Below are 2,052 nucleotides of genomic sequence, written 5' to 3'. Positions count from 1 at the left end.
GGGACACTGCCCTTGATGTAGGTGGTCGTTCCCGTTCCACAGAGCGTCGCCAGGGTGCCGCCTGCGACGGAAGCGCCCTGGGCAAGACGGTTGTCCATCGCGTACTGCTCCTTGGCGGAGTCAATCTGGCGCAGGTTGCCCACACAGGCACGGGCACGGGCTGACTCACGAGCACGGATAAAGTTCGGGACAGCGATCGCGACCAGGATACCGATGATCAGGACGACGATCATAATTTCCACAAGTGTAAACGCACGACGAAGAGATTTCATAGTCTAAATGTGATCCTTTCAGAATCGAAGAGGAGAGTTTGGTGTTCTCCCCTATACATTCTCTAATTATGGCGCTCTCTCACGTCTCCCATTAGGTCTGATTATTACCAGGTTTTCAGCGTCCCCCCGGACGATGAAGCGCCCCGCCAGCAGGGCGCTTCAGATTCTGCAAGGAGCGCAGTGGGTTGCCTATTGGCTTAGGGGCTCGCATCCGAAGAGAGTGCATCAGCTCTGTCTCACGCCCCTTGTTCAGACGAAGCGGGCCCGTGGCCTTTTGTTGCCCCCAAGCCCCCTCGCGGTAGAGGGCACGCCACATATTCTTGTGCTGTAAAGCCTGTGGGTGGGCAGCCTGAAGCGCACGCTTACGAGCAGCGCGCAACATCATGCCCTGTCGCACCGGGACGGGAGCTTCCAGAGCGCGCCCTGCCTCATCGAAAGACTGTACCTCGACGCTACCTTCGGCGGTGCTCACTACCATTTCGTTGGTCTCCTCATCCACCCCGACTCCAAATAAAGTGCCCGTCACCCCTGCCACTCCACTGGATGTCTCTACAGTGAACTTAGTGGGGTGATTGGCCTTTTTCACCAGTGCCCAGACTTGCCCGCTCAGCACTTTGAGCGCAAACTGCTTATCCGCGCCAATCTGGCTGAGAACCACAGTCGTATTGGCTCCGACTCGCACCACATGGCTATCGGGTAGCTCGACCAAAAGCGCAGCATCTGCCCCCGTCCGTAGGGTTGTCGCAGCGGGCAGACGATCTCCCACCGAAAGCGCACGAAATGCACCGTGTCCGGGTAGCTTCTTTTCCACTTTTCCAAAGGCATCCGCAATGCGTGCCGTCGTCGTTTTTTGCATTTAAAGCTCCTGAGTACGTACAGGCCGAAAAACCTGCACGGGTATCTGTTTTCCTCTGACGGTAATCTCACCCAGGGGTTCAGCCTCGATTGCTTCCGTAAGCTGTAAAAAACTGCCTTCACTTAGCAAAATCGGGGTTTCCATAGTCTTGGTCGCGTCTTGCAAGCGTGAGGCAAGATTGACGATATCGCCAATCACGGTACGCTGCATCCGCCCCGCCGTGCCGATAAAGCCCTCACGCGCCACCCCCGAGGCGATCCCGATACCCATCTGGATACCCATCTGCTCCCCTGTACGCTGCATCTCCCAGGCCCAGCGCACGGCGCGAACCGCTCCAGGCTCCTGCTTAGAAAATTCGAAGAAATAAAGTAAGATCGCATCCCCCATGAACTTATCTAGCTCAGAACCGAAGCGCTTTGCGGCACCATCGCCTGCCTCAAAATAGCTCAGGAGCATTTTTTCGACCTCATCGGCGCTATGTGTCTCGCAGAAGCTAGTGAAGCCACGGATATCACAGAAAACCACAGTGACGTAGACCTCACGGGTACCTAGCTGCATCCCCCGCCCGGTGACTGCGCTCCGCGCGGCAGACGCGGAGACTTGTGTCTTGAAGGCACGATGCGCCCGAAGTATCTCGTAGGGAGTAGCCAGTCCCGCCGCGAGCCCGAGCATTGTCAGCGGTGTCGCGCTCTCCCACCAGACCCCTGTCCGCAGAAACGCAGCGTGCGCCAGAAAAACCCATCCGGTTCCTAGAACCAGCGGGGCGATGAGTGCGGGAGCCAGCGTGAAGCGCCAGACCAGCCAGAGAAAGACCACGGTTAGCAGCAAGCCGATCCAGAGACTCCACGCCTCCGCGGTTCGAATGCCGTTGTTCCTGATAGCCATGGTGACGATGTTCGCGAGAATCTCTACACCAGTCATCTC

The 2,052-nt window shown here is 57.6% G+C and carries 3 protein-coding genes; all 3 read right to left on the bottom strand.

The genetic code is table 11. The features are described 5' to 3' along the window. On the bottom strand, nt 1-272 hold a 272-nt coding region (locus tag ACH2EH_RS05655; RefSeq protein WP_395139763.1), incomplete at its 3' end, for a type II secretion system protein. 115 nt (nt 273-387) lie between these two features. Further along, complete coding sequence (locus tag ACH2EH_RS05650; protein ID WP_395139761.1) at nt 388-1,128, bottom strand: FecR domain-containing protein; 741 nt, start codon at nt 1,126-1,128, stop codon at nt 388-390. Next, a partial coding sequence (locus ACH2EH_RS05645) for an adenylate/guanylate cyclase domain-containing protein (RefSeq protein WP_395139759.1) occupies nt 1,129-2,052 on the bottom strand: 924 nt, incomplete at its 5' end.

The organism is Armatimonas sp., from assembly GCF_043760365.1.
Classification (GTDB): Bacteria; Armatimonadota; Armatimonadia; order Armatimonadales; family Armatimonadaceae; genus Armatimonas.
This window is presented reverse-complemented; position numbering and strand designations above follow the sequence as displayed.

What these genes read in the sequence shown, in the direction of transcription:
- ACH2EH_RS05650 (WP_395139761.1), bottom strand. Translation starts at nt 1,128, where the DNA reads ATGCAAAAAACGACGACGGCACGCATTGCGGATGCCTTTGGAAAAGTG.